This window comes from Providencia sp. PROV033, from assembly GCF_028484855.1.
GTDB classification, from domain to species: Bacteria; Pseudomonadota; Gammaproteobacteria; order Enterobacterales; family Enterobacteriaceae; genus Providencia; species Providencia alcalifaciens.
The window spans coordinates 1-2,206 of the sequence record NZ_JAMPSW010000188.1; the positions used below are offsets into that span (position 1 = coordinate 1).

A 2,206-nucleotide genomic window follows, 5' to 3' on the forward strand; every position below is an offset into this window, starting at 1 on the left:
CCCCTTAAAAATGCAGCTAGATTACGTGCTAAAGCAATGTATTTTTCATGATGTTGCCACAAACACAGTCACATTAAGTGGCGACTCGACATTACTCTCGTCAATTCCTGAACATAAAACATTACAGGCTGCACCAAAAGGCCATGGTCTTCCTCTCGGCTCAGTAGCTAGCCAGATGTTTGCCAACATCTACCTCAACCCGTTAGACCAGTACATAAAACACCATCTTAACGTTAAAGGTTATGTGCGCTATATGGATGACCTGATTTTAACGGGACCATCCATCCAACAACTCTTGCAATGGAAGTCCGATATCGCCCTTTTTGTTAAAGACCAATTGAATTTAAATTTACACCCAAAAAAACAAACCCTGCAACGTTGCGACCAAGGCGCGGATTATCTCGGCTATAAGGTTTACCCTCATTATTTACATTTACGTAAACGTAATATTCGAAAACTGATATCATGGTTACATTATTTTAATACCAAGCTTGCAGGGAAAACGGGAAAAGCCACTCAGCACATTGAGTATAAACAGGAGTGGGAATACCGTTTTAAGCTTACCTCTCCAAGTCTCACGCCCAGTTATGAACTACTCCAACAAATGCAGGCCATTATTAATAGTTACTACGGCTTAATGAAGCATGCAAACCACTATCGGCTACGTAAACTTATCTACCATAAACATTTCCATGTTCTCAAAAAATACTATTTACCCTCAGACCCCCAATACCATTCTGTTCATATCAAAAAGCACTATTTAAATGCATGGGTGCTTGCTTAATACCCAGAATAAATCCTTTATCAACTGAATCTGGATATAAACCGGGCTCCCATTGACTCAAAAAACGACACGTCTCCTCATTCAACTGAACCCATTTACCCTGTGATAGCGTAAGCGCACCCCCCTCATTCTCTTGATGAGTATCACTCACGCACTGCTTTCGCCATAACGCATACTGACCTTCATCCCACTGTGCACAAACAACCTCTATCCCCCACGGCATTTTTTTCATTTCAGTCTCTGAAAATAATTTCGTTATTTTACTCTCTGGAAATCCCCCCGAAAAAACCACTTTGCCCTTTAAATTTTTAAACGAACGACCCCGAACAGCTAATGTGGGGTAATGGAGATGGATTAATGAGAACAAGGATTGCTCATAGCATCGAAAAAAAATGCCTTCCTTAATTAAGCTAATCATCCCTTGACGTTCACTCAAGGCGAGTTTATCGATTAAATTCATGCGTCCCTCTTAGATAAAAAGCCCCCGCGATAACGCGGGGGAAACCCAAAAAAACCAAGGTTAAAGATGAAAAACTAAAGGTTAAAGACCCGCTGACACAGAAAGTTGGAGCGGGTGCTGTCACTGTAGCTAGTGACGCCGCCATGGCCGAGGCCGACGTGATAGTGACCGCCGCCACTCGCAGCCTCAGAGGTCCACGAAGGGTAGAGGTCAGCAAAACCATAGCTTCTTATATCGCCCCACTCTGACCACAGTGAATTTACTGCGCGGCTGGCGTTGTTTGACGGCTCTATCACCGTACTGTTGGTGAGTTGTGCGCGTGTCGGTAAGCTCATGCTCAGACTTTGACAGTAGTTCTCAGCGTCTGGCCAGGTGTATTCTTTCTCATCGCCCACAAACCATGTTTTCAGATTGAATGAGTATTCCGCCGCATTACCCCCCCCCGTTTTCGGGGTGACGGTAATGGTTACTGTTGAGCTCGTTCCCTTGCCCGTAAATCTCACTACTCCGTTGTTAACGCTTACCCAGCCCTCACCACCATCTACCTTCCAGTCAAAATCCGAGGCACTGAGGCCGTCCTTCAGATTCAGGGTAAAGGTTGCCCCGACAAAGCCCGTGGTTGGGAAGCCATCATTCATCGAGAACTGATGGCCGTTGACGGTGATCGAATCGAACTCCAGGACGTGAATGGCGTACGCGTCGGATGTCAAACTCGCCGTCCCCCCGTTCAGTGTCAGCGTTGCCTGCAGACCCGTGCCCGCCGTCTTCGCGGTGTAGGTCGCCGTGTAAACACCCGAGTTCGCAGGCGTTTCCGACCACGCGTCCTTCGGCTCGGCATTCGGCACCGTCACCGCGTCCTTCAGGCTGCTCGCCTGCCCCGGCACCGCGTTGCCCGCCGCATCCTTCAGCGTTACCGTGACGGTCATCACCTCACCGAACTTGTAAGACGTATTGTCCAGTTT

At 47.3% G+C, this 2,206-nt stretch carries 2 protein-coding genes and 1 pseudogene; 1 reads left to right on the plus strand and 2 read right to left on the minus strand.

Annotated features, from left to right (window positions below; all coding sequences use genetic code 11):
- On the plus strand, positions 1 to 784 hold a 784-nt coding region (locus PSF16_RS17165; RefSeq protein ID WP_272689782.1), incomplete at its 5' end, for an RNA-directed DNA polymerase.
- Here PSF16_RS17165 and PSF16_RS17170 read toward each other — a convergent pair.
- Together PSF16_RS17170 and PSF16_RS17175 are read right to left on the minus strand one after the other, a co-directional pair.
- Positions 747 to 1,244 (minus strand): hypothetical protein, encoded by a 498-nt coding sequence (locus tag PSF16_RS17170; protein WP_272689783.1) that lies wholly within the window; start codon positions 1,242 to 1,244, stop codon positions 747 to 749. The two genes, PSF16_RS17165 and PSF16_RS17170, sit on opposite strands and share 38 nt — an antisense overlap.
- A 74-nt stretch (positions 1,245 to 1,318) precedes the next feature.
- Positions 1,319 to 2,206: pseudogene (locus PSF16_RS17175) on the minus strand (inverse autotransporter beta domain-containing protein); the annotation flags it as partial.

Excerpts from the sequence above, each read along its gene's own strand:
- PSF16_RS17170 (WP_272689783.1), bottom strand. The coding sequence starts at position 1,244 with ATGAATTTAATCGATAAACTCGCCTTGAGTGAACGTCAAGGGATGATT.